The sequence below is a fragment of the Helcobacillus massiliensis genome (assembly GCF_014191425.1).
GTDB lineage: Bacteria > Actinomycetota > Actinomycetes > Actinomycetales > Dermabacteraceae > Helcobacillus > Helcobacillus massiliensis.
Genome location: NZ_JACHWP010000008.1, coordinates 37,176 through 58,583 on the forward strand (window position 1 = coordinate 37,176; position 21,408 = coordinate 58,583).

At 70.2% G+C, this 21,408-nt stretch carries 20 protein-coding genes; 13 read left to right on the forward strand and 7 right to left on the reverse strand.

Annotated features, from left to right (window positions below; all coding sequences use genetic code 11):
• Positions 1–2: 2 nt before the first annotated feature.
• The 7 genes from paaC to FHX50_RS09615 all read left to right on the forward strand — a co-directional run bounded on the left by paaC (position 3) and on the right by FHX50_RS09615 (position 6,017).
• Positions 3–830 (forward strand): 1,2-phenylacetyl-CoA epoxidase subunit PaaC, encoded by an 828-nt coding sequence (gene paaC / locus FHX50_RS09585; protein WP_183377008.1) that lies wholly within the window; start codon positions 3–5, stop codon positions 828–830.
• Positions 831–839: 9 nt separating this feature from the next.
• On the forward strand, positions 840–1,427 hold the full coding sequence (gene paaD, locus FHX50_RS09590; RefSeq protein WP_281368097.1) for a 1,2-phenylacetyl-CoA epoxidase subunit PaaD: 588 nt from the start codon (positions 840–842) through the stop codon (positions 1,425–1,427).
• A complete protein-coding gene (gene paaE / locus FHX50_RS09595) occupies positions 1,427–2,635 on the forward strand; it encodes a 1,2-phenylacetyl-CoA epoxidase subunit PaaE (protein WP_183376991.1) in 1,209 nt (402 codons plus the stop codon). Before paaD ends, paaE begins: the two co-directional genes overlap by 1 nt.
• Positions 2,636–2,719: 84 nt before the next feature.
• The gene (locus FHX50_RS09600) at positions 2,720–3,493 is read left to right on the forward strand and encodes an enoyl-CoA hydratase/isomerase family protein (RefSeq protein WP_183376992.1); all 774 of its coding nucleotides are present in this window, start codon (positions 2,720–2,722) and stop codon (positions 3,491–3,493) included.
• A gap of 173 nt (positions 3,494–3,666) precedes the next feature.
• Positions 3,667–4,128, forward strand: coding sequence for a hypothetical protein (locus FHX50_RS09605; RefSeq protein ID WP_183376993.1), 462 nt, complete (start codon positions 3,667–3,669; stop codon positions 4,126–4,128).
• 33 nt (positions 4,129–4,161) lie between these two features.
• Positions 4,162–4,497: a hypothetical protein gene (locus FHX50_RS09610; protein ID WP_183376994.1), complete on the forward strand. Its 336-nt coding sequence runs from the start codon at positions 4,162–4,164 to the stop codon at positions 4,495–4,497.
• 116 nt (positions 4,498–4,613) lie between these two features.
• Complete coding sequence (locus tag FHX50_RS09615; protein ID WP_183376995.1) at positions 4,614–6,017, forward strand: aldehyde dehydrogenase family protein; 1,404 nt, start codon at positions 4,614–4,616, stop codon at positions 6,015–6,017.
• Positions 6,018–6,545: 528 nt separating this feature from the next.
• Here FHX50_RS09615 and FHX50_RS09620 read toward each other — a convergent pair.
• The 4 genes from FHX50_RS09620 to FHX50_RS09635 all read right to left on the reverse strand — a co-directional run bounded on the left by FHX50_RS09620 (position 6,546) and on the right by FHX50_RS09635 (position 12,296).
• A complete protein-coding gene (locus FHX50_RS09620; protein ID WP_221187321.1) occupies positions 6,546–7,079 on the reverse strand; it encodes a DUF3817 domain-containing protein in 534 nt (177 codons plus the stop codon).
• Positions 7,080–7,478: 399 nt separating this feature from the next.
• Complete coding sequence (locus tag FHX50_RS09625) at positions 7,479–9,101, reverse strand: APC family permease (RefSeq protein ID WP_183376996.1); 1,623 nt, start codon at positions 9,099–9,101, stop codon at positions 7,479–7,481.
• The gene (locus FHX50_RS09630) at positions 9,101–11,167 is read right to left on the reverse strand and encodes a primary-amine oxidase (RefSeq protein WP_183376997.1); all 2,067 of its coding nucleotides are present in this window, start codon (positions 11,165–11,167) and stop codon (positions 9,101–9,103) included. The genes FHX50_RS09625 and FHX50_RS09630 overlap by 1 nt, the downstream gene beginning before the upstream one ends.
• 88 nt (positions 11,168–11,255) lie before the next feature.
• Complete coding sequence (locus FHX50_RS09635) at positions 11,256–12,296, reverse strand: AraC-like ligand-binding domain-containing protein (RefSeq protein ID WP_183376998.1); 1,041 nt, start codon at positions 12,294–12,296, stop codon at positions 11,256–11,258.
• Positions 12,297–12,600: 304 nt separating this feature from the next.
• On the opposite strand from FHX50_RS09635, the gene FHX50_RS09640 reads away from it, so the two are divergent.
• The 4 genes from FHX50_RS09640 to FHX50_RS09655 all read left to right on the forward strand — a co-directional run bounded on the left by FHX50_RS09640 (position 12,601) and on the right by FHX50_RS09655 (position 16,380).
• On the forward strand, positions 12,601–13,833 hold the full coding sequence (locus FHX50_RS09640; protein ID WP_343064087.1) for a thiolase family protein: 1,233 nt from the start codon (positions 12,601–12,603) through the stop codon (positions 13,831–13,833).
• On the forward strand, positions 13,830–14,642 hold the full coding sequence (locus FHX50_RS09645) for an enoyl-CoA hydratase/isomerase family protein (protein ID WP_183377000.1): 813 nt from the start codon (positions 13,830–13,832) through the stop codon (positions 14,640–14,642). The genes FHX50_RS09640 and FHX50_RS09645 overlap by 4 nt, the downstream gene beginning before the upstream one ends.
• Positions 14,635–15,519, forward strand: a complete 885-nt coding sequence (locus FHX50_RS09650; RefSeq protein ID WP_183377001.1) for a 3-hydroxyacyl-CoA dehydrogenase family protein — start codon at positions 14,635–14,637, stop codon at positions 15,517–15,519. The genes FHX50_RS09645 and FHX50_RS09650 overlap by 8 nt, the downstream gene beginning before the upstream one ends.
• Before the next feature lie 216 nt (positions 15,520–15,735).
• Entirely contained in the window at positions 15,736–16,380 is a 645-nt protein-coding gene (locus FHX50_RS09655; protein WP_183377002.1) for a TetR/AcrR family transcriptional regulator, read from the forward strand.
• Here the strand turns inward: FHX50_RS09655 and FHX50_RS09660 are convergent.
• Positions 16,377–16,826, reverse strand: coding sequence for a PaaI family thioesterase (locus FHX50_RS09660; RefSeq protein ID WP_183377003.1), 450 nt, complete (start codon positions 16,824–16,826; stop codon positions 16,377–16,379). The two genes, FHX50_RS09655 and FHX50_RS09660, sit on opposite strands and share 4 nt — an antisense overlap.
• 198 nt (positions 16,827–17,024) lie before the next feature.
• On the opposite strand from FHX50_RS09660, the gene paaZ reads away from it, so the two are divergent.
• Complete coding sequence (gene paaZ / locus FHX50_RS09665; RefSeq protein ID WP_183377004.1) at positions 17,025–19,187, forward strand: phenylacetic acid degradation bifunctional protein PaaZ; 2,163 nt, start codon at positions 17,025–17,027, stop codon at positions 19,185–19,187.
• A 27-nt stretch (positions 19,188–19,214) separates the two neighbouring features.
• Here the strand turns inward: paaZ and FHX50_RS09670 are convergent, their stop codons facing one another.
• Positions 19,215–19,877: a GAP family protein gene (locus FHX50_RS09670; RefSeq protein ID WP_183377005.1), complete on the reverse strand. Its 663-nt coding sequence runs from the start codon at positions 19,875–19,877 to the stop codon at positions 19,215–19,217.
• A gap of 71 nt (positions 19,878–19,948) precedes the next feature.
• Here FHX50_RS09670 and FHX50_RS09675 point away from each other — a divergent pair, with 71 nt between their 5' ends.
• Complete coding sequence (locus FHX50_RS09675) at positions 19,949–20,557, forward strand: TetR/AcrR family transcriptional regulator (protein ID WP_183377006.1); 609 nt, start codon at positions 19,949–19,951, stop codon at positions 20,555–20,557.
• Between the two features lie 96 nt (positions 20,558–20,653).
• On the opposite strand, the gene FHX50_RS09680 is transcribed toward FHX50_RS09675, so the two are convergent.
• Positions 20,654–21,313, reverse strand: a complete 660-nt coding sequence (locus FHX50_RS09680; RefSeq protein WP_183377007.1) for a TetR/AcrR family transcriptional regulator — start codon at positions 21,311–21,313, stop codon at positions 20,654–20,656.
• Positions 21,314–21,408 lie beyond the last annotated feature (95 nt).

Below are 21,408 nucleotides of genomic sequence, written 5' to 3' on the forward strand. Positions count from 1 at the left end.
GCATGGGCAGCGTGGGCCAGGACTCCGCCACCATCATCAGCGCCGGCAGCGCCCTCACCGCCGAGAAGCTGCTGGACTCCGGCGTCACCGCACCGGAGCGGACCGCTGAGTACGCGCTGCGCCTGGGCGACGACGCTCTGATCCTTGCGCAGCGCCTCTCCTGGTGGATCTCCCGCGCCCCCGAGATCGAAGAGGACATTGCGCTGGGCAACATCGCCCTGGACACCCTCGGTCATGCCCGCATGCTCCTCACCTACGCCGGCACCGCGTGGGACAGGTCCGAGGACGACCTCGCGTACTTCCGCACCGAGGAGGAGTTCCGGTGCGCGCAGATCGTCGAAGTGGACAACGGCGACTTCGGCCGCACGGTCGCGAAGAACCTCATCATGTCCGCCTACTTCTACGAGCTGTACTCACGCCTCGTGGACTCGGCCGATGAGACCCTCGCCGCGATCGCCGCAAAGGCGGTGAAGGAGGTCGACTACCACCTCGACCATGCGGTGCAGTGGACTCTGCGCCTCGGCATCGGCACCGAGGAATCGGCCGGACGGATGCGCGCCGGCCTGCGGGACGTGTGGCCGTACCTGGACGAACTGTTCGAGGACGAGCCGCTGCATGACGATCTCGAGGGCATCGCCGTGCGCCCCTCCACACTGCGCGCTCCCGTGATGGAGCGCCTGGAAGTGGTGCTGGCGGAAGCGGAACTGGAGGTGCCGGAGGTGAAGCAGGCCCGCACGGGCGGCCGACGCGGCGAACACCGCGAGGCGCTCGGCTTCCTGCTCGCCGAGATGCAGTCCCTCGCCCGCCAGCACCCCGGCGCCACCTGGTGAGGAGCCGTGATGGGTGAGGAGAGCATGCGCGCCGACGGAGCCCAGCGCAGCGACGGCGCCCCACACGCTGACGGAGCTCAGCGCGCCGACGGGCGCCGCCCCGCCGATGCGCGCGACGCCGCCGTCTGGGACGCCGCTGCCACCGTCATGGATCCCGAAGTCCCCGTTCTCAGCATCGCGGACCTGGGGGTGCTGCGCCGCGCTGAACTCCTGGCCGACGGCACCGCCCTCGTCACCATCACCCCCACCTACTCCGGGTGCCCGGCTATGGACGCCATCACCGCCGACGTCCACCGCGCCCTCACCACCGCCGGGTTCGAGAGGACCCGCGTGGAGCTCACCCTCTCCCCCGCCTGGACCACCGACTGGATGAGCGACGAGGGGAAGGAGAAGCTCCGCGAGTACGGGATCGCCCCGCCGACGGGGTCGGCACCCGCCGGCCCCAAAGGCCCCATCCCGGTGAGCCTCAGCGTGCCGTGCCCGCGCTGCCGGTCCCTGCGGACCCGGGAGCTGAGCCGCTTCGCATCCACGGCGTGCAAAGCGCTGTACCAATGCTCCGACTGCCACGAACCGTTCGACTACTTCAAGGTGCACTGATGACCGCTCCCAGCCCCGACAGCCCCGCACCCGTCGGCCCCGCCTCGACCGGCACTGGCGCCGCCCCCGTGCGCGCCGCCCGCCGCCGCGCACAGTTCCACACGCTGACCATTGCGGAGGTCCGCCCCCTCACCGACCAGTCGATCGAGGTGACGTTCGCCGTCCCCGATGAGCTCGCCGGGCAGTTCGACTACGCGCCCGGACAGTACGTGGCGCTGCGGATGGACATGGACGGCGAGGAGGTGCGCCGCTCCTACTCGATCTGCCGGCCGCCCACCCCCGGGTCGCTGTCCATCGCGATCAAACGCGACCAGGGCGGGCTCTTCTCCAATTGGGCGAACGACAACCTCCGAAGCGGTGACCAAATGCAGGTGATGAGCCCGCAGGGCGCGTTCATCGCGCAGCACCGCCTCACCTCCCTCAACGACGCCGAGGAGATCCGCGCCGAGGTGGAGCGAACCGGCGGCGCCCGCTTCGTGTGCGCCGCCGCCGGATCCGGCATCACCCCGATGATCGCGATCATCACCTCCCTGCTGCAGATCGACGGCACGGCCGTGGACCTCATCTACGCCAACCGCTCCGCCGGCGACGTGATGTTCGTGGACGAGCTCGCGGACCTCAAGGACCGCTACCCGCAGCGGCTCGCGATCCACCATGTGCTGTCGCGGGAGCAGCGGGTCTCCCCCATGCACTCCGGCCGGATCGACGCTGACAAGCTCCGTCTCCTGCTGGACACGATTGTGGAACCGTCGATCGTGGACGAGTGGTTCCTCTGCGGCCCGATGGAGCTCGTCCAACTGATCCGTGACGAGCTCGACGCCCGCGGCGTGAGCAGCGACGATGTCCGCTTCGAGCTGTTCACCACCGGTGAGAACTCCGGCGGGCAGCGCGGCGCCCCACCCGTTGTGGTCGACGAATCCGGCGACAACATCCAGATCCGCTTCCAGCTGGACGGCCTGTCCAGTGAGGTGAAGACCCCGCGCGGCTCCCGCGAAACCGTGCTGAACGCGGCGCTGCGGGCCCGCTCCGAGGTGCCGTTCGCGTGCGCCGGCGGCGTCTGCGGCACGTGCCGCGCGAAGGTCGTGGAAGGAACCGTGGACATGGCGGAGAACTTCGCGCTCGAAGCGGACGACGTCGACGCCGGGTACGTCCTCACCTGCCAGTCGCGCCCCACATCCGATTCGCTCGTCGTCGACTACGACGCCTGACCAGCCCCACCGCGCGCCCACCCCACGCCCGCTCCACCGATCCGCACCGCCCCGCGCCCGCGCTCTGACCCGAAAGGCCCGCCGATGATCCACTCCACCTGCACTGACGGCCTCGCCGAGATCGTCCTGGACGCCCCGCAGAGGCTCAACGCCGTCGACGCCGAGGCCCTGCACGAGTTGGTGGAATCCGTCGGCCGGGCGGAGGCCGACGGGGCCCGCGCGCTCCTCCTGCGCGGAGAAGGCAAGGGATTCTGCGCCGGCCGCGACATCGCGGGCGTGGACCCCAGGGAGGATGACGTGATCGGCTTCCTCGGCGGCCCCGTCACCGACGCGATGCGCGCCCTCGCCGACCTCCCCATCCCCACGTTCGCGGCGGTGCACGGCGCCTGCCTCGGGGTGGGGCTCGGCCTCGCGCTCGCCTGCGACGTCGTCTACACGGCGGAGGATGCGAAGCTCGGCTCACCGTTCAAGAACCTCGGCGCCACCCTCGATTCCGGCGGCCACTGGCTGCTCGCCGAACGCCTCGGCACGCACCGCGCCATGGACCTCATCATCACCGGCGACCTCATCACCGGCGCCGACGCCGTGCAGGCGGGCCTGTTCTCACGCGCGGTCCCGTCGGCCGACCTCCTCGACTTCACGCGGGAGCGGGCACGGGCGGCGGCGAGCGGGCCGACGGGGGCCTTCCTCGCCTCGAAGCGCCTCCTCGCGCGGATCCGCGATGAGCGTCTCGGGTTCTGGGACGTGCTCGACCTGGAGAACCGCGCCCAGGCGGACCTCTGCGACACCGACGACTATCGGGAGGGCTTCGCCGCGTTCCAGCAGAAGCGGCAGCCCCGCTTCACCGGTGGTCGGTGACGGCCTGCTCGACCGGGTCGCCGGCGCACCCCGCGCCGCCCTGTATGCGCACGCCGACCGGCCGTGATGTGCGCGCTCGTGCAATAGGCCCGTGCACGCAGACGCACCCCGCCGCCACGTGACCTCTGTCACCATAGTGGGCACCCGTTCAATGACGAAATGAGGAGAACCCCATGGAGACCTTCGAGTCCCTTCTCGCCACCCCGGCCACGACTGGCCGCCGAGCCCGGCAGCGTCGTCCGATTGGATGGCTCACTGCAGCCCTTCTCTTCGCCACACTTCTGACCCCTTCACCTTCGGCGGCATTTGCGAGCGAAGCACGGAGCCCCGAACAGGTCACGAGCGCATCCAACACCGTGATCCAGACAGCATGGCTGCCCTATGATTACGCGAAGATCACCACTGCACAGAAATGCGAGAATCGAAGGAACTGGCTCATCAAGAACGTGGCCTGGATCAATTCCGGCAACTCCATGTGCCAGCGCTTTGTTCGGTCTCAATGCCCGACCACCTACTACTGGATGGTCATGGTCCAGGACAAAGGTGCATTCAGAAGCACCGGGGAACGCTCCAGCAGGAACTCAGCCCAACCGGCCGCGCTATCCGAAGGACACACGTCGACGCTCTCCTGCTGATCGGCCCACCAACTACCCCGGAGGAGACGTCCAATGTTTATGACGGGCATCGCGCTTTTGGCAGACTTCACCGCTCTCGCCCCAGGTGAAGGCGGGGTGGGCGGTTTCAGGATGTCGCTGCGCAGCCAGTCGACCGCGCCTACTCGAGACACAAGCACCCCACCCGTCATCACTCTGGTCCACATATGCGACACCGACAAGGTCGAACAGTGGGAGCAGACCGTCTCAGCCCTGGACGGCAGTGCAACGATCCACTACGCAGGCATGGCCGAGCTCGTCGGAGATCCACACCATGACCGGTCGGTGATCGAGGTCGTCGCCGCTCAGGTCTCGCTGGACATCAGCGATGCTCTCCGGCTCGCACGATGATCAGCCGTGATGTGCGCGCTCGTGCAATAGGCCCGTGCACGCAGACGCACCCCGCCACCACGTGACCTCTGTCACCATGGTGGGCACCCGTTCAATGACGAAATGAGGAGAACCCCATGGAGACCTTCGAGTCCCTTCTCGCCGCCGTCGCCGCCGATTCCGGCCGCGAAGTCCTGAACCCCGCCACCGGTGAACTGATCGGGCACGTCGCCCAGCACACCGAGAAGGATCTCGACGCCGCTGTCGAGAAGGCCGCCGCCGCGCAGAAGGAATGGGCGAAGAAGTCCGATGAGGAGCGCGTCGCCGCCCTGATGAAGGCCGCCGACGAGGTCGAGCAGAACGCCGGCGCCCTCGCCGAGATCATCTGCCGCGAGCAGGGCAAGCCCCTGTCCGGCCCGGGAGCGAACTTCGAAGCGGGCGCCGTGGTGGGCTGGATGCGCGCCACCTGCGCCACCGAGCTGAAGCCCGAGGAGATCGACCTCGGCGACGGCAAGAAGGCCACCGTCCACCACCGCCCCGTCGGCGTTGTGGGCGGCGTCAACCCGTGGAACTGGCCCGCGATGATCGCCACCTGGCAGTTCGCTCCCGCGCTGCGCATGGGCAACTCCATCGTGATGAAGCCGGCCAGTGACACGCCGCTGTCCGTGCTCGCCACCGCCTACCTCGTCAACAAGCACCTGCCGGAGGGCCTGCTGACCGTGCTGACCGGTCCCGGTTCTCTCGGCGGTGCGATCTCCGCCCACCCCGGTTTCGCGAAGATCACCTTCACCGGTTCCACCGAGACCGGCAAGAAGATCGCCGAGGCCGCGTCGCAGAACCTCGCCCGTCTCACCCTGGAGCTCGGCGGCAATGACGCCGGCATCGTGCTCCCGGACGTAGACGGCAAGGAGATCGCCGAAGGCCTGTTCTGGGGCGCGTTCATCAACACCGGCCAGACCTGCGCCTGCCTGAAGCGCCTGTACGTCCACGAGGACGTGTACGACGACGTCGTCGGCGCTCTCGTCGAGGTCGCGAAGCAGATGCCGATGGGTGACGGCATGGACGAGAAGAACGTGCTGGGCCCGCTCACCAACGAGTCGCAGCAGAAGATCGTGGCGGACCTCGTGAATGACGCGAAGAACCGCGGCGGCAACGTGCTGTTCGAAGGCGAGGTCGCCGGAGGCGATAAGGGCTTCTTCCACCCGCTCACCCTCATCGACTCCCTGCCTGCCGACGCGCGCCTCATCACCGAGGAGCAGTTCGGCCCGGCCCTGCCGATCATCAAGTACAGCGACGTGGACGATGCGATTGAGCAGGCGAACAGTGTGGAGGTCGGCCTCGGCGCATCCGTGTGGTCGAAGGACCCCGCGAAGGCCGCTGAGGTGGCGGCCCGCATCGAGGCGGGCACCGTGTGGATCAACTCCCACGGCACGATCAACCCGATGGCGCCGTTCGGCGGCATCAAGCAGTCCGGTTACGGCGTGGAGTTCGGCGTGGAGGGCCTGAAGGCGTTCACCGTTCCGCAGGTGATCCACAGCTGACCCCAGCGGCCGCCGGGCCGCCCGGCACCGGGCATCGTGGCCGCCCCTCATCGACGGAAGCGTCTTCTCCGCGGGCCTCAGGGATCACCCGCCGAGGAGGCGCTTTCGTTCTGCCCGCGCGGCGAGGCGGCGGCATCGGGCGCGCGGCGCGGCGAGGCGGCGGCATCGGGCGCGCAACGAGGCGACATCGAAAGCGACTTTTTTGCAGTATGACCGCGGTCGGTACGCAAAAAAGTCACCCTCGATTCAGCCGCCGGGCCTCTGCCTCCGGACGGCCCCGGGACAACGGCCGCTTGCGTCCGACCGACAGCCGTCTGGCCCCTCCTCCAGCCACCTGGCCCCTTCTCCAGCCGCCTGGCCCCTTCTCCAGCCGCCTGGCGCCGGCCGCCACAACAGAGTTCGACGGATGTTCGCTATTCGCTGGAAATAACGAGCATCCGTCGAATTCTGTGGCGGGCAGGGTCGGGCTGAGACCGCCGCGGACGGGCCGAGACCGCCGGGGCCAGTGCCCGGGCGCCGGTCAGCGGCTCACTTGCCCCATTCGGTCGGCGGGCCGGCCTGCAGCAGCACGGCGAACAGACCGGAGATGAACACGAGCAGCACGATGGCGGCGAGCACCGGGTGGCGCAGGATCACGGCGAGCAGCTTCTCGGCCGGGCCAGAGGCGCGCTCCTGCGCGGCCGCCGGCTCCTCCCCGTGCCGCGCAACGCGCCACTGATCCGCGAGCAGGCCCTTCGCGTCCACGTGCTTCTCGAACGGCAGGGTCGCGAACGGGACGATGGCGAGGACGAGGCCGAGGATGCCCTTGGCGGCGGGCCAGCGCTGGTCCGTCCACACGAGCACTGTGGAGACGCAGTAGGCGAGGAACACGAAGCCGTGGATGCTGCCGCCGATGCGGACGGGCAGGTCGCCCATGTGCAGGGCGTACTTCGCGATCATGCCGAGGATCAGCAGCGCCCACGTCACCATCTCGAGGGTGGCGACGACGCGGTACAGCGACCGGGGGCTGATGCCGCGGCTCACGGGGGTCGACTGTGCGGGGCGGCTGGACGAGGTGCTCATGGTTCTCCTGACGAAAGACGGCGGGCAACCATTCCATCATCACGGCCCGACCTGCGTTCGGCATCGACCGAACGATTGATGGGGCACGTCTCACGCGTCACGTCGACGGGCCGGCGGCCGGGCCGGGCAGGTTCGACTGGTGTCGGATCAGCGCTAGCCTGGTGGGCAGCCGCGTGGCCCACCCAGGACCGCCGCTGAGCTGCGCCACCACGCGCACGAAGCGCAGACACCAGTGAGCCGCCCGTGCTCGCGCATGAACGAAGCCTCCCGCCCGCCCCTATGAAGGGGAGGGCCGGGAGGCTCCGTTGATAGGGGGCGCGGGCCGACGGGTGCCGGCCAAGTGACCGACGGGTGCCGGAGGCTCCGAGCCGGGCGCCCCAGCGCCGGTGCGCCCGTCCGTCAATCCACGGGCGGTTCGTCCAGCTCCACGGCGGCGCGGCGGAACACCTCCGGCCGCACCCGCTTCAAGTACTCCCCGCGGATCAGACCGATGATGCCCGCAGCGATGATGATGCCGGGCATCACCGTGATGAGCACGGGCGAGCCCGTGCCGATCAGCAGATCGAAGTTGATCAGGATCAGCACGAACACGACCACCAGGCCGATGCCGGCCACGAGCGGCGCCACCAGGCGGGTGAACACGCCCGGCACCGCAGTCCCGCGGGGCGCCCCGTCATGATCCGCGGCCGTGTGCACACCCTCGCCGCGCCCGCGCTTCACGAAGAACCCGATGACGGCGAAACTGGTGATCGCCATCAGGAACACGAGGCCGAACGCGGCCGCGTTGCAGAACCACGTGAACAGGGTGACCACCGGGAACAGCGGCCCCTCCGGGGCGTTCGCCCCCACCACCGCGAACACGGCGATCACGACCAGCGCGAGCACGCTCTGCGCTGCGGACCCCGCGATCGGCGCACCCGTGCGGTGCGAGGTGTTCTCGAAGAACCGCGGCAGAACACCGGTGCGCCCCAGGGAGAAGAAGTAGCGCGCCGCGGCGTTGTGGAACGCGAGCAGTGCCGCGAGCAGGCTCGTGATGAACAGGACGTTCGCGATGTCGGTGAAGACCGCCGGCATCTGCTCCCCGAGGAACACGAACACGAGATCGGGCCCGAGCTCCTCTGACCGCGGGACGATCTGGGACGGCCCGATGCCCACCGCGAGCGCCCACGAGGAGAACGCGTAGAACAGCGCGATGATCGACACCGCGATGAACGTCGCCTTCGCAACGGACCGCTGCGGGTCCCGCACCTCCTCGGAGTACACGGCCCCGGATTCGAACCCCATGAAGGCGGCAATGCCGAACGACAGCACCGCGCCGATGCCGGGGATGAACAGCTGATCCGGTGAGATCGGGGCCGCGCTCACCCCTTCGGGCGCCACCGTGAAGGACACGATGTCCACCAGCAGCACCACGATGAACTCCAGCACCACCAGCACCGCGATGATCTTCGCGGACAGGTCGATGCGGTTGATGCCGAGCAGACCCACCAGCGCCCACACTGCGAGGGCGCACGCCCACCACGGCAGCGCCGCCCCGACCATCGCCCCGAGGAAGCTCGAGACCACGAACCCGGTGATGCCGTACAGCCCGATCTGCATCAGGTTGTAGGACACGAGCGCCAGCACGGACGCGCCGATGCCCTGCCGCACTCCGAGCCCCGCCGCGATGTAGGCGTAGAACGCGCCGGCGTTGCGGATCTGGGCGCTCATCGCGCCGTAGCCGACGGCGAACAGTGCCAGGATCGCGCCGAGCAGCACGTACCCGAGGGGCACGCCGAGGATTCCGGCGACGGCGAAGCTGGTGGGGACACCGCCGGCCAGCACCGTCAGCGGTGCGGACGCGGCGATGATGAGGAACACCAGGGACGCCACCCCGAGACGGCCCGCACCGGGCACGCCGAGGGTGTCGTCGTCATGGGTGCGGCGCCCGTCGGCGTCCCGGCCGACGGATGCGCGCCCGACGGGTGCGCTGCCGTGCGACCCGGTGCCGGCACCGCCCTGGCGGGCGGTCGCCTGGGACATCACTCCCCGCTCTCAGAGGTGGAGCAGCCGCACTGGCAGGACCCGTCGGCACCGCCCTCCGACGGCTTCCCGTCCGTGCGGGACACGTTCGTGTCGCAGCAGGAGGGGGCGTCCGAGGAGCCGCCGGGGAGGTTGAGCGTGGGGTTGCGGTCGAGGAAGCCGGAGGGCTTCAGCCACATGCTCGAGTAGTCCACCGGCATGATCGGCCAGTCCTCCGGGCGCGGCAGGTGCGTGAGGCCGAAGGAGTGCCACACCACGATGTCGCCGCTGTCCACGGGCCCGGAGTCCTTCACGAACTCGGGCAGGCCGCCGCCGGTGTGCTGGTTGGGGTACATGCCGGCGGGGAACAGTTCGCCGTCCTTGTACTCCGTCACCCACAGGTGCTTCGTTGCGAACGATGCGCGGGCGGCGACCGTGGACTCGTCCGCGTTCAGCAGCGTGGTGCGGGCCTCCGGGATGAGGTGGTACTTGGTGGGCTTGCCGACGGCGTTCTTCCGCTGATTGGAGCCGATCTTCCAGGAGCGGCCCACCGTGTTGTCGCCGAGGTAGCCGCCGGCTTCGGTGATGCGGTTCTCGGTCCAGGTGAAGGCGTTGCCCCATTTGTTGCCCTCGCCCATCGGCATGCGCTTGATGTCGACCTCTTCGACGAAGTTGTCGGTGCCGTCGAGGTCGAAGTCGAGGCGGGCGCAGAAGATGTGCTGGTGCACGGGCGCGTACAGCCCGGGCGCCATCTCGGTGGCGTGCGGCAGGTCCAGGCCCGGTTCGTTCGCACCGGCGAACACCAGGCCGGTCGCCTTGGTCTCCAGCTGAATGGTGCCGTCGAGGTACAGGTACCAGAAGAAGCCGTAGTCGTAGTTGCCCACGGTCGCGAAGTAGGAGATGACCAGCCGACGGGACCGCCGCGAATGCTGGGTCTCACCGTCCAGTTCGCGGTGCTTCCACAGCACCCCGTAGTCCTCCTCGTGCATGCAGATCACGCGCGGGATGGACATCGGCTCGCCGGTGTCGGCGGCGACATGGCCGTCGAAGTAGTGGATGACTCCGAGGCAGTCGCAGCCGATCTCCAGCGAGTTCGCGTTCTTGCCGAGGTGGTACTCGCCGGCGTCGAAGTAGGAGATCCAGCGGCGGCACTCGGACGTGTCGCCGTAGGGAACCACCATCTCGGGCACGGAGGCGCGGTGCAGAACGGGGCGGACCTCGCCGCCGTTGTCATCATCGCGCCAGGTCAGCTGGTTGAGCACGAGGCCTTCGCGCATGGAGAAGCCCACGCGGAAGTCCCAGTTCTCCCACCGCACGTGGGAGCCCTCCACAGCGAAGCTGGGGCCTTCAGGCTGGGTGATCTCCAGCGGCTTCAGGGTGGTGCGGCGCTCACCGGAGGCCTCATGGTCGTAGTCGCCGTCCACGTCCGGGAGGGGTTTGATGCCCTCGTCCCAGAACTTCACGATTTTGCGCTCGGTGACGTTCAGCAGCACCACAAGGCCCTCGACCGGGTAGGACCACGGGTTCCGTCGGCCCTCCGGTGGGCAGAAGGTGAGGGAGCGCATCATGCGCTTGCCGACCTCGTCGGGCTCCCCGAACTGGCCGGGGGCGAGCGGGACCACGAGGGCGCGCTCCATGGCGGCCTCGTCGAAGCCGCGCTTGGTCATCGCATCCCGCCAGCGCTCGTCGGCCTTGACGATCTGGTCGACGTCCTCGTACTCCTCGAACAGGTACTGCGGCTGCCCGTAGGGCGCTTTGTCGGTGGGGAGGGTGTCGACGGAGACGACCTCATCGGAGTCGAGGTCCACGACGGCTTCGCGGACGCGGCCGGTGTCGCGGTCCAGCAGGGTGGAGACGACGCGGCGCATCAGCGGCTCGCCCGCCTTCCATTCGAGCATCTTCGCCTTCGGCGGCTCCACCTGGATCTGCTGCGCGAAGCGCGTGTCCTCCTGGAGGTGGCCGGCCTGATCGAGGAGGTCGCGCACGCGCGTGATCTCGTCGGGGGTGAGGCGGTCCAGGGGATGGGTGGGGGTCTCGGTGCCGTGGCTGTCGCGGGCTCCGTGCGTGTGGGTTGCATCTGGCTTCATTGCCATCTCCTCCTTGAGCACTATGGGCCCCGTCACATTATCTGAACGCCCGTTCAGTCTCTTGCGTTTGCGTGCACTGTGGTTGCGGTCACACGCTGACCTCGTCGGCGCGCTGCGCGGAGGCGCGGTAGGCCGACGGGGTCACGCCGAACTCGGCGCGGAACATGCGGGAGAAGTGCGCGGCGTTCAGCAGGCCGTGGCGGGCCGCGAGCCGCGCCACCGGCGTCGAGGTGTGCAGAGGGTCGGCGAGGTCGCGGCGGATCCGCTCCAGGCGCCGGTGCCGCATCCATCCGGCCACGGTGATGCCGCGTTCGGAGAAGAGGGCGTGCAGGTGGCGGGTGGAGATGAAGTGCTCCTCCGCCACGGCCGACGGGGACAGCTCCGGATCGGACAGGCGTCTCTCGATCGTCTCCAGCACCTCGTGCAGCAGCTGCCGGCGCGGGTCATCGCCCAGGCTGCGGCGCAGCTCCGCGGACAGCACGGTGACGAGCAGGTCGATGGCGGTCTGGGCGAGGCGTTCGATGTCGTCATCGGCCATCTGCACCATGGAGCGGGCGAGGCCCGCGAGGAACGGGTTGACCACGGCGCCGAGCGGGGAGTCGAACGGGAACACGACCGCGGTGACGCGGGAGAGTTCGTCGCGGGGGATGCCGAGCCGCTGGTACGGGAAGGCGAGGACGATGGTGTGCATCCCGGTTTCGGAGCGCAGGGCGTAGGGGCGGGAGGCGTCGTAGATGGCGATGTCGCCGGGGCGCAGTTCGGCGGTGCGGCCGCCCTGTTCCACGGTGCAGTCGCCGTCGACCTGCAGGGACACTTTGATGAGGTCGCTGCCGCGCACGGCGATCATCTCGGGGGTGCGCAGCACGTCGGCGGGGCTCTGTTCGATGCGGACGATGTGGACGGTGCCGGCGCTCTTGGCGATGCTGCGGGCCTCGAAGTCCGGGGCAGGCTCGACGCTGGCGGGCCCGGTGGTGGCGCGGTCTGCGTCGGCCCCGTCCCGGGTGCGGTCTCCGTCGGCCCGCGTGCGGGGGCGGATCTCGAGCGGGGCGAACAGGTCCGCGCAGCCCGCTTCCCACTGCTCGCGGGTCATGGCGGGCCCGCCGATGGCGGGGAAGTCGAACGGCTGCACCTCTTCACCCACCTTTCGCGACGCTGCTGGTTGCCCCAGGTCTACCACAGCAGTGCACAGCAGGCGGGGCAGTGTTGCGAAGTCGCAACCTCCGCTCCCGCGCGCCCCTGCCCAGCCGCTCACGCCCGGCCACACCATCCCGCCGGGGCGAAGCGCCGACCTCGGGGCCGACGGATTCCGGCGTTTCCGTTGCGGCGACCCCGATATCGTGCCACTCTGGCTGAACGATCGTTCAGGAATCCGTTCGACCCGCTGCACTGGCGCAACCGGCCGGCCCCGATGCCCGGCCAGAAGGCGAGGAGAAGTGACCGACGCATTCATCGTGGGCGGCGCCCGCACCCCCGTGGGCCGCTACGGCGGCGCCCTGTCCGGCGTCCGCCCGGACGACCTCGCCGCCCTCGCGATCCGCGCCGCCGTGGAGCGCACCGGCATCGACCCTGCCGCAGTGGACGAGGTGATCCTCGGCAACGCCAACGGCGCCGGGGAGGAGAACCGGAACGTAGCGCGCATGGCGTGGCTGCTGAACGACTATCCGATCTCCACGCCCGCCTCGACCGTGAACCGCCTGTGCGCCTCCGGGATGACCGCGATCGAGCAGGCCGCGCGCATGGTCCGCTGCGGGGATGCGGACATCGTCATCGCCGGCGGGGTGGAGTCGATGAGCCGCGCCCCGTGGGTGATGGCGAAGCCGACCGCAGCGTTCGCCAAGCCCGGCGAGGTGGTCGACACCGCCATCGGGTGGCGCTTCGTGAACCCGCGCTTCGCGCCCGGCGGGGACCTCTCCCGCGAGGACCGGATGACGTTCTCGATGCCGCAGACGGCGGAGGAGGTCGCTGAGCGCGAGGGCATCAGCCGCGAGGACGCCGACGCGTTCGCTGCCCGCTCCCATGAGCGCGCGCTCGCCGCCATCAGGGGCGGGTCGTTCCGCGACGAGATCGTTCCCGTGGAGGTGACGGGCCGCAAGGGCGCGGTCACCACTGTGAGCGATGACGAGGGCCCGCGCGAGGGCTCCACACCGGAGGTCCTTGCCGGCCTGCGGCCCGTGGTGAAGCCGGGCGGCGTGGTGACCGCGGGGAACTCCTCCTCGCTGAACGACGGGGCGAGCGCGGTCGTCGTCGCCTCCGCTGCCGCGATCCGGGAGCACGGCCTGACGGCGCGGGCGCGGATCGCAGGGTCGGCCGCCGTCGGCCTCGAACCCGAAGTGATGGGGCTGGGCCCGGTGCCCGCCACCCGGAAGGCGCTCGACCGCGCGGGGTGGCGGATCGGCGACCTGGGGGTGGTGGAGCTCAACGAAGCGTTCGCGACCCAGGCGCTGGCCTGCATCCGTCGGCTCGGCCTGGACGAGTCCATCGTGAACTCCCGCGGCGGCGCGATCGCGCTGGGGCATCCGCTGGGGTCGTCCGGGTCGCGGATCGTGCTGACCCTGCTGCACCGGATGGAGGCCGACGGGGCCCGCCGCGGCCTCGCGACCATGTGCGTGGGTGTGGGCCAGGGAACGGCGATGCTGCTGGAGCTGCCCGAGGAGGCGCGCGCATGAGCACCTTCGCCGGTTTCGAACGCCTCCGCATCGACGAGCGCGACGACCGCCTCACCGCCACGCTCTCCCACCCCGCGACCCGCAACGCGATCGACCAGCAGATGGTCAGTGAGCTGCACGCCGTCTGCGCCTACCTGGAGGCTCAGCCGAAGGTGCTGATCCTCACCGGCGACGGCGGTGTGTTCGCCTCCGGGGCGGACATCGCGCAGCTGCGAGAACGCCGCCGGGACGATGCCCTCGCCGGCATCAACTCCACGATCTTCGACCGGATCGCGCGCCTGCCGCTGCCGGTGATCGCCGCGCTCGACGGCTACGCCCTCGGCGGCGGCGCCGAACTCGCATTCGCCGCCGATCTCCGCATCGGCACTCCCTCCCTCGTGATGGGGAACCCGGAGACCGGGCTCGGCATCATGGCCGCCGCCGGCGCCACCTGGCGCCTGAAGGAGCTCGTGGGGGAACCGCTCGCGAAGGAGATCCTGCTGGCCGGGCGGAAGCTCACGGCCGACGAATGCCTCGCCATCCGCCTCGTCTCCTCTCTGCACGAACCGGATGACCTGATGGCGGCGGCGCACGACCTCGCCGACCGGATCCTCCGCAGCGACCCGCTCGCCCTGCGCCTCACCAAGGCCGTGTTCCATGCGCCGGCCGCGGCGCACCCGCTGGTGGACACGCTCGCGCAGGCGACCCTGTTCGAATCCGATGCGAAGTTCGAGCGGATGGATGCGTTCCTCGCCAAGCGCGAGGCCCGCCGCGCCGAGAAGCAGCGCGCCGCCGAGGCGGACACGACGAAGGAGAAGCCCCATGACTGACCCCGCCCCCGTCGGCCCCACCGACACCGCCGCCCTCCCCCGCCGCGTCGGCGTGGTCGGCGGCGGCCGCATGGGCGCCGGCATCGCCCACGCATTCCTCACCTCCGGCTGCGACGTCACCGTCACGGACACCGACCAGGACCGGGCCGACGCCGCCCGCGAGCGCATCCTCGCCTCCGTCCAGAAGTCCATCGACCGCGGCCAGGACGTGGACGCCGCCGACTGCGCGAGGCGGCTCACGGCGGCGGCATCCGTCGGCGCCCTGGAGGACCGCGAGCTCGTGGTGGAGGCGGTGCCGGAGGACTGGGATCTGAAGGTGCGGACCCTGCAGTCCGTGCGGGCCGTGCTGCCGGCGGGCGCGGTCCTCGCCACGAACACCTCGAGCCTCAGCGTGGACCGACTCGCCGAGCATCTGGAGGAGCCGGCCCGTTTCCTCGGGCTGCACTTCTTCAATCCGGTGCCCGCGTCCACTCTGATCGAGGTGGTGCTCGGGGAGCGGACGGACGAGTCGACGGCCCAGGCGGCGCGCGGCTGGGCGGAGGCGCTCGGCAAGACGCCCGTGGTGGTCCGCGATGCGCCTGGTTTCGCGTCCTCCCGTCTCGGTGTGGCGATCGCGCTGGAGGCGATGCGGATGGTGGAGGAGGGGGTTGCGTCGGCGGAGGACGTGGACCTCGCGATGGAGCTGGGGTATCGGCATCCGACGGGTCCGCTGCGCACCACGGACATCGTGGGGTTGGATGTGCGCCTCGGCATCGCGGCGTACCTGCACCGGGAGCTCGGTGAGCGGTTCGCGCCGCCGCAGATCCTGCGGGACAAGGTTGCCCGCGGTGAGCTCGGCCGGAAGACTGGGAAGGGATTCTTCGACTGGCCGCAGTGACGGCCGCCGATGACCGCGCCGCCCAAGAGATCGTCGACCGCAATGAGCGCGAACGCGCCGCGCAGCACCTCGGCGACGCCTGAACCCGTCGGCCCGCCTGAACCCGTCGGCGCGCCTGCGCAAGCATGGGCGCATACGGGCACACCACCGCCGTCAACGCAACGGCTCGCCCGTATACGCCCGTCGATGCCGAGTCGTCGTCGCTATTGTGGACGCATGCCCTCCCAGCCGCGTCCGCCCGCCCAGCCCGTCTCGCACCGCGGTCGACGCGCCGGCCACAGCGGCACCCGTGAAGCCCTCCTCGATGCCGCGCGCGACCAGTTCGCTGACCACGGCTACGACGGCGCCTCCCTGCGCGCGATTGCGTCGCAGGCCCAGGTGGATCCGGGCCTGATCAGGCACTTCTTCGGCTCGAAGCAGGACCTGTTCAACGCCGCCATGGAGGACCGCGCCCTCATCACGGACCGCCTCATGGCCGCGATCGCCGGCCCGCAGGACGGCATCGGCGCGCGAGCGGTCGACGCCTACCTGCGACTGTGGGAGGACGAGGACACGTCCCCGATCCTGATGAGCATGGTGCGCTCAGCGATGACCACCGATCACGGTGCGGACCTCATCAACGAGGTGATCGTGGCGCGGCTCGCTCCGCACACGGAGATCGGGATCGATTCGGAGCCCGCGCGGCAGATCACGCTCGCGGGAGCGCACCTGCTCGGTGTGGCGGTGTCGCGCAGCATCCTCAAGGCGCCGCCGCTGGTGGAGATGAGCCATGAGGAGCTGGTGGAGGCGCTCGCGCCGATGGTGCAGGAGACCGCCGACCGCGTCATCGAGGCCCTCAGTGGGCGGGACTCCGGCGTTTAGTCGTCCTGCCCGCAGGCGCTGTCGGGGATGGGGCGGCCGAGCACGGCGTTGGTGATCCGCACGCTCGCCACGAGCTTCCCGGTTTCCTCATGCACCACGTCGACGCTGTGGGTGGTGAGGGTGCGGCCGAGCCGGATCGGCGTGGCGGTGACGATGAGGGTGCCGTCGGCGAACGCGCGGTGGTGGCTGGCGGAGACTTCGATGCCGACCGCGCTGCGGCCCATCGTGGAGGCGTAGATGTTCGCGGCCCAGGACCCGGCGGCTTCGGCGACGGCGATGCTGGCGCCGCCGTGCAGCGACCCGAACGACTGCCGGTTCCCTTCCACCGGCATCGTCAGCACGACCTTCTCGATGGACTGTTCGCGCACCTGCACGCCCATGGCGCGGTCGAGTTCGCCGAGGGTGATGCTCCACGGCTGGTGGGTGGGGGCGTCGGGCTCGGTCATGCGGAGTCTCCTTGGGGGCGGGCGGGGCTGGCTGGCTTGCGGGCGAGCGGGACCGACGGCTGCCGGGCAGCGCCGACGGGCGCGGGGCGCCCGCCGGAACCCCTCGTGCGCTGGGTCACTTTCCGTTAGAGTACACAATACTGACCGAGCGTTCAGGATTGCGCCCGGTTCGCGCCGCCACGGAAAGGACCACTGCCGATGACCGCCACCGCTGACGCCCCCGGCCGCCCGGACACCGCACCGATCGTCCCCTCCTACGTGCAGGGCCGGTGGTGGACGCCCGCCGATGCCGGCGTGCAGGATCCGTCGGCCGCTGACGTCCACGACGCCTCCACCGGGCACCTGATCCGCCGCGTCTCCGCCGACGGCCTCGACCTCGCCGCCGTGGTCGAGTACGCGCGCACCACGGGCCGCGCCGGCATCCAGGCGATGACGTTCCATGAGCGGGCGCTCGCGCTGAAGCACCTCGCACTGTTCCTCACCGACCGCAAGCAGGGCATGTACGAGCTGGCCGCCGCCACGGGCGCAACGAAGCGGGACAACTTCGTGGACATCGACGGCGGCATCGGCGTGCTGTTCACCTACGGGTCGAAGGGGCGGCGGGAGATGCCGAACTCGACCGTGATGATCGACGGCCCGTTCGAGCCGATCGCGAAGGACGGCTCGTTCGGCGGCGAACACGTGTTCACGTCCATCCCCGGGGTGGCTGCGCAGATCAACGCATTCAACTTCCCGGTATGGGGCATGCTGGAGAAGTTCGCGCCGGCGTTCCTCGCGGGCCTGCCGTCGATCGTGAAGCCGGCGACGCCGACGGCCTACGTCACCGAGGCGTGCGTGCGGCTGATGGTGGAGTCAGGGATCCTGCCGGAGGGGTCGATCCAGCTGATCTCCGGGTCGGCGCGCACCCTGCAGGACCACCTGGACTACCGTGACGCGCTCGCGTTCACCGGCTCCGCGAGCACCGCGGACCTGCTGCGCTCGCACCCGTCGGTCCAGCACGGCGGGCTGCGGTTCACTGCGGAGGCGGACTCCCTGAACGCCGCGATCCTCGGCCCGGACGCCGCACCCGACACCCCGGAGTTCGAGGCGTTCGTGAAGTCGGTGTTCGCGGAGATGACGGCGAAGGCCGGCCAGAAGTGCACTGCGATCCGCCGCATCATCGTGCCTGCGGCGGTGGCGGAGGACTTCACGGCGGCGCTGCGGGACCGGCTCGATTCCCGCGTGGTGGTGGGCGATCCGCGCGAGGAGGCCACCACGATGGGGCCTCTGGCGTCGCTCGAGCAGTTGGCGGACGTGCGCGGCGCCATCGCGTCGATGGTAACGGCGGGCGGCCGCGCCGTCATCGGCAATGCGGAGGCGGCCGACGGGGCTCGCATCGGGGAGGCAGCCGGAGGAAGCGCCGCGCAGACCGGCGCGTTCATGGAGCCCGTGCTGCTCGCCTGGGACGATCCGCGCTGCGAGGCCGCGCACACCATTGAGGCGTTCGGCCCCGTCTCCTCCCTCTTCACCTACGACACGCTCGAGGAGGCCGTGGAGCTTGCGGCGCTCGGCCGCGGCTCCCTCGTGGCGACGGTCTGCACCAACGACCCGGAGGCGGTGCGCACGCTCGCGCTCGGCATCGCCGGGCACCACGGCCGCATCCACCTGCTCAACCGGGACGACGCCCGCACCTCCACCGGTCACGGGTCCCCGCTCCCCCACTTCACGCACGGCGGGCCGGGCCGCGCCGGCGGCGGCGAGGAGCTCGGCGGCATCCGCGCGGTCAAGCACTACATGCAGCGCTCCGCGATCCAGGGATCCCCCGATCAGCTCACCGCCGTCACGGGCGTGTGGCACGCCGGGGCCCGTCGGATCATCGCCGGCTGCGAGAAGTTTGGCGCCTCGGCCGACGCCGTCCACCCGTTCCGCCGCGCCCTGGACACCCTGCGTGTGGGTCATGCCTTCGCCTCCGACCTGCGCACGGTCCGAGCCGAGGACATCGCGGAGTTCGCGGAGTCCACCGGGGACGTGTTCTATGCGCACACGAACCCGGAGGCTGCGGCGGCGAACGAGTTCTTCCCGGGGATCGTGGCGCACGGGTACCTGCTGGTGTCGTGGGCGGCGGGCCTGTTCGTGGCGCCGGGGCGCTCCCCCGTGCTCGCGAACTACGGGCTGGAGAACCTGCGGTTCATCACCCCCGTCGCCGAGGGCGACTCCGTGCGGGTCATGCTCACGGCCAAGGAGATCCGACCCCGCGTGGACGCCGACTACGGCGAAGTGGTGTGGGACGCGGTCCTCTACAACCAGGACGAGGAGATCGTCGCGACCTACGACGTCCTCACCCTGGTGGCGAAGGAGGAGTCCCAGGCCCTCGGCGGGTGACGCGGGTGCGGTCCGTCGGGCTCCGGTCTACATGAACAGCCGCACCCAGGCGTCTGCGCCGAGCCAGATCCCGACGATGGCGGCGATCCACAGCAGGGTGACATCGGCCTGGCGGCTGAACCACTGCGCGAACCTGTCGAGCTGAGCCTCTGCGCGCTGCCCCAGCCGTGCGCGCAGCACGACAAGAACGAGCGCCGGGACCACCATCAGCAGGCAGTACCCGGCCAGGATCAGCAGCCTGCCCGGCAGTCCCACATCCATCTGGCCGATGATGCCCGTCGCCGCCAGGTACGGGAGCATGCTCGCAACCTCGATCAGCCCTGCCCCCAGGGCGAGACTCATCATCACCGGGACGGGCAGATCCCGATCGAGGCGGCGCCGCCACTTGCGCGCTGACGCCTCCGGGTCCGGGGTCCGGCTGAAGATCCCCCACGCCGCGAGCGCGATGCCCACGATCAGTTGTCCCCACAGCACCGGTTGGGCGTCCCAGATCCCGTCGGCCTCCACGATCATGGAGATGCCCGCCAGCAGTGCGATGCCGACCAGGAAGTAGAACGCGGTGATCACCGCGAGGTAGGCGAGCAGCGGTGCGAGGCGGGGACGGGGCCGCGCCAGGTAGAGCAGCGGGATGAGGAGTGTGCCGGTGCTGGTGGCGTCGATGAGGGCAAGGCCGATGAGGGGGAGGATCATGCGCCGTCCTAGAACGATCGTGCTGAAACAAGCGCCAGACTAATACAGCACAGGCGTGCTAGAAAAGGGGCATGCCGAAGATCGTCGACCACGACCAGCGGCGGTCCGAGATCGCCGATGCCACCATTCGCGTCATCGCCCGAGACGGCATCCAGCGAACCAGCGTGCGCGCCGTCCTCGCTGAAACAGGGATGTCCAGCGGGGCGCTGCGGCACTACTTCCCCTCGCATACTGACCTTCTGCGGTTTGCGAGCATCCACCTCAATGCGCGCAGCGAAGGGCGCGTCCGTACCGCTCGCCTCGCTGGGCACCGCTCGCCCGCCGATCAGGTGATCGCGATGTGCGAGGCGCTGCTGCCGCTGGACGAGCCCCGGCGTGAGGACATCCGCGCGTACGCGCAGCTCGCCGCACTGGACGGCGCCGACGCCCAGTACCGGGCAGACGCGGCGCCCGGGGTGGGCCGACTGGCGAGGATCTGCGTGGAGCTGCTGGACCCGTCGGGGCGGCTTCCCGAGGACCGCCGACGGATCCTCGCCGACCGCCTGCACTGGGCGCTGGACGGGATCGCCGCGCAGGAGGTCCTGTTCCCCGGCCACATGAATGCCGCCACAATGAGAAGCGCCCTGCGCGAAGTCATCGAGGACCTGGTTCGGGAGATCGAGGCTGCGGCCGCACGCTGACCGCGGCAGGGCCCGCCCGCACCCTGACCCGACAGGGCCGCCCGTGCACGCTCGCCCCTGCCTGGGCCCACCATCGGCGCTCGGCCCCGCCCGGGCCTACCGCCCGCGCAGGCCGTGCATCGCCATCGCCACCACCAGGTCGGCGACGGCGTCGGCGTCGAGCGGGCCGCCGGGGCGGTACCACTCGGTGATCGAGTTGATCATGCCGAACAGCAGGCGGGTCGCGATGCGCGGGTTGATCCCGTCGGCCAGCTCCCCATCGGCGGCGCAGGCTTCAACGAGTGCGGTGACCTCACGGTCGAACGCACGACGCCGCTCCATGGCTTCGCGCTCCAACGGGGTGTTGCCGCGCAGGCGCAGCAGGAGGGTGACGCTGGGCAGTTCTTCGATGAGGGCGAGGGCGGTGGCGTGCACCACCGCTTCGACCCGCTGACCTGCGGTTGCGTTATCCGGGACGTGGGGCGGCCGACCGGCTTCGAGGGACTGTTCGAGGGCGTGGAGGGCGCGATCGAGGGGGATGCGCAGGAGCGCTTCCTTGCTGGCGACGTGATGGTAGATCGCCGACTTGGTGAGCCCGAGCTCCGAGGCGAGCATGCCGATGCTGGTGGCCTCGTACCCGTGGCGGGTGAAGAGGTCGGTGGCCACGCGCACGATCTCGTCCTGGTCGTAGCCCGGACGGCCCCGGCGGGCACCCGCGCGCGGCGTCCGGGGAGCGGCGGCGGGCTCGAGAGCAGCGCGGTCGGTGGTGTCAGTCATGGGCCTTCACGGGTGTCGGAGCTGGCCGGTCGTTCGTTCAGGAATCGGCTGTTCCCAGCCTAGCGCCCCCGAGGCTCGGTGACCTGGGACTTTGC

What these genes read in the sequence shown, in the direction of transcription:
- FHX50_RS09625 (WP_183376996.1), bottom strand. Translation starts at nt 9,101, where the DNA reads ATGTCCCAGGCGACCGCCCGCCAGGGCGGTGCCGGCACCGGGTCGCAC.
- FHX50_RS09650 (WP_183377001.1), top strand. Translation starts at nt 14,635, where the DNA reads ATGACTGACCCCGCCCCCGTCGGCCCCACCGACACCGCCGCCCTCCCC.
- paaC (WP_183377008.1), top strand. Translation starts at nt 3, where the DNA reads ATGGGCAGCGTGGGCCAGGACTCCGCCACCATCATCAGCGCCGGCAGC.
- FHX50_RS09660 (WP_183377003.1), bottom strand. Translation starts at nt 16,826, where the DNA reads ATGACCGAGCCCGACGCCCCCACCCACCAGCCGTGGAGCATCACCCTC.
- paaE (WP_183376991.1), top strand. Translation starts at nt 1,427, where the DNA reads ATGACCGCTCCCAGCCCCGACAGCCCCGCACCCGTCGGCCCCGCCTCG.
- FHX50_RS09610 (WP_183376994.1), top strand. Translation starts at nt 4,162, where the DNA reads ATGTTTATGACGGGCATCGCGCTTTTGGCAGACTTCACCGCTCTCGCC.
- FHX50_RS09620 (WP_221187321.1), bottom strand. Translation starts at nt 7,079, where the DNA reads ATGAGCACCTCGTCCAGCCGCCCCGCACAGTCGACCCCCGTGAGCCGC.
- FHX50_RS09605 (WP_183376993.1), top strand. Translation starts at nt 3,667, where the DNA reads ATGGAGACCTTCGAGTCCCTTCTCGCCACCCCGGCCACGACTGGCCGC.
- paaD (WP_281368097.1), top strand. Translation starts at nt 840, where the DNA reads ATGGGTGAGGAGAGCATGCGCGCCGACGGAGCCCAGCGCAGCGACGGC.
- FHX50_RS09680 (WP_183377007.1), bottom strand. Translation starts at nt 21,313, where the DNA reads ATGACTGACACCACCGACCGCGCTGCTCTCGAGCCCGCCGCCGCTCCC.
- paaZ (WP_183377004.1), top strand. Translation starts at nt 17,025, where the DNA reads ATGACCGCCACCGCTGACGCCCCCGGCCGCCCGGACACCGCACCGATC.
- FHX50_RS09655 (WP_183377002.1), top strand. Translation starts at nt 15,736, where the DNA reads ATGCCCTCCCAGCCGCGTCCGCCCGCCCAGCCCGTCTCGCACCGCGGT.
- FHX50_RS09670 (WP_183377005.1), bottom strand. Translation starts at nt 19,877, where the DNA reads ATGATCCTCCCCCTCATCGGCCTTGCCCTCATCGACGCCACCAGCACC.
- FHX50_RS09645 (WP_183377000.1), top strand. Translation starts at nt 13,830, where the DNA reads ATGAGCACCTTCGCCGGTTTCGAACGCCTCCGCATCGACGAGCGCGAC.
- FHX50_RS09600 (WP_183376992.1), top strand. Translation starts at nt 2,720, where the DNA reads ATGATCCACTCCACCTGCACTGACGGCCTCGCCGAGATCGTCCTGGAC.
- FHX50_RS09615 (WP_183376995.1), top strand. Translation starts at nt 4,614, where the DNA reads ATGGAGACCTTCGAGTCCCTTCTCGCCGCCGTCGCCGCCGATTCCGGC.
- FHX50_RS09675 (WP_183377006.1), top strand. Translation starts at nt 19,949, where the DNA reads ATGCCGAAGATCGTCGACCACGACCAGCGGCGGTCCGAGATCGCCGAT.
- FHX50_RS09630 (WP_183376997.1), bottom strand. Translation starts at nt 11,167, where the DNA reads ATGAAGCCAGATGCAACCCACACGCACGGAGCCCGCGACAGCCACGGC.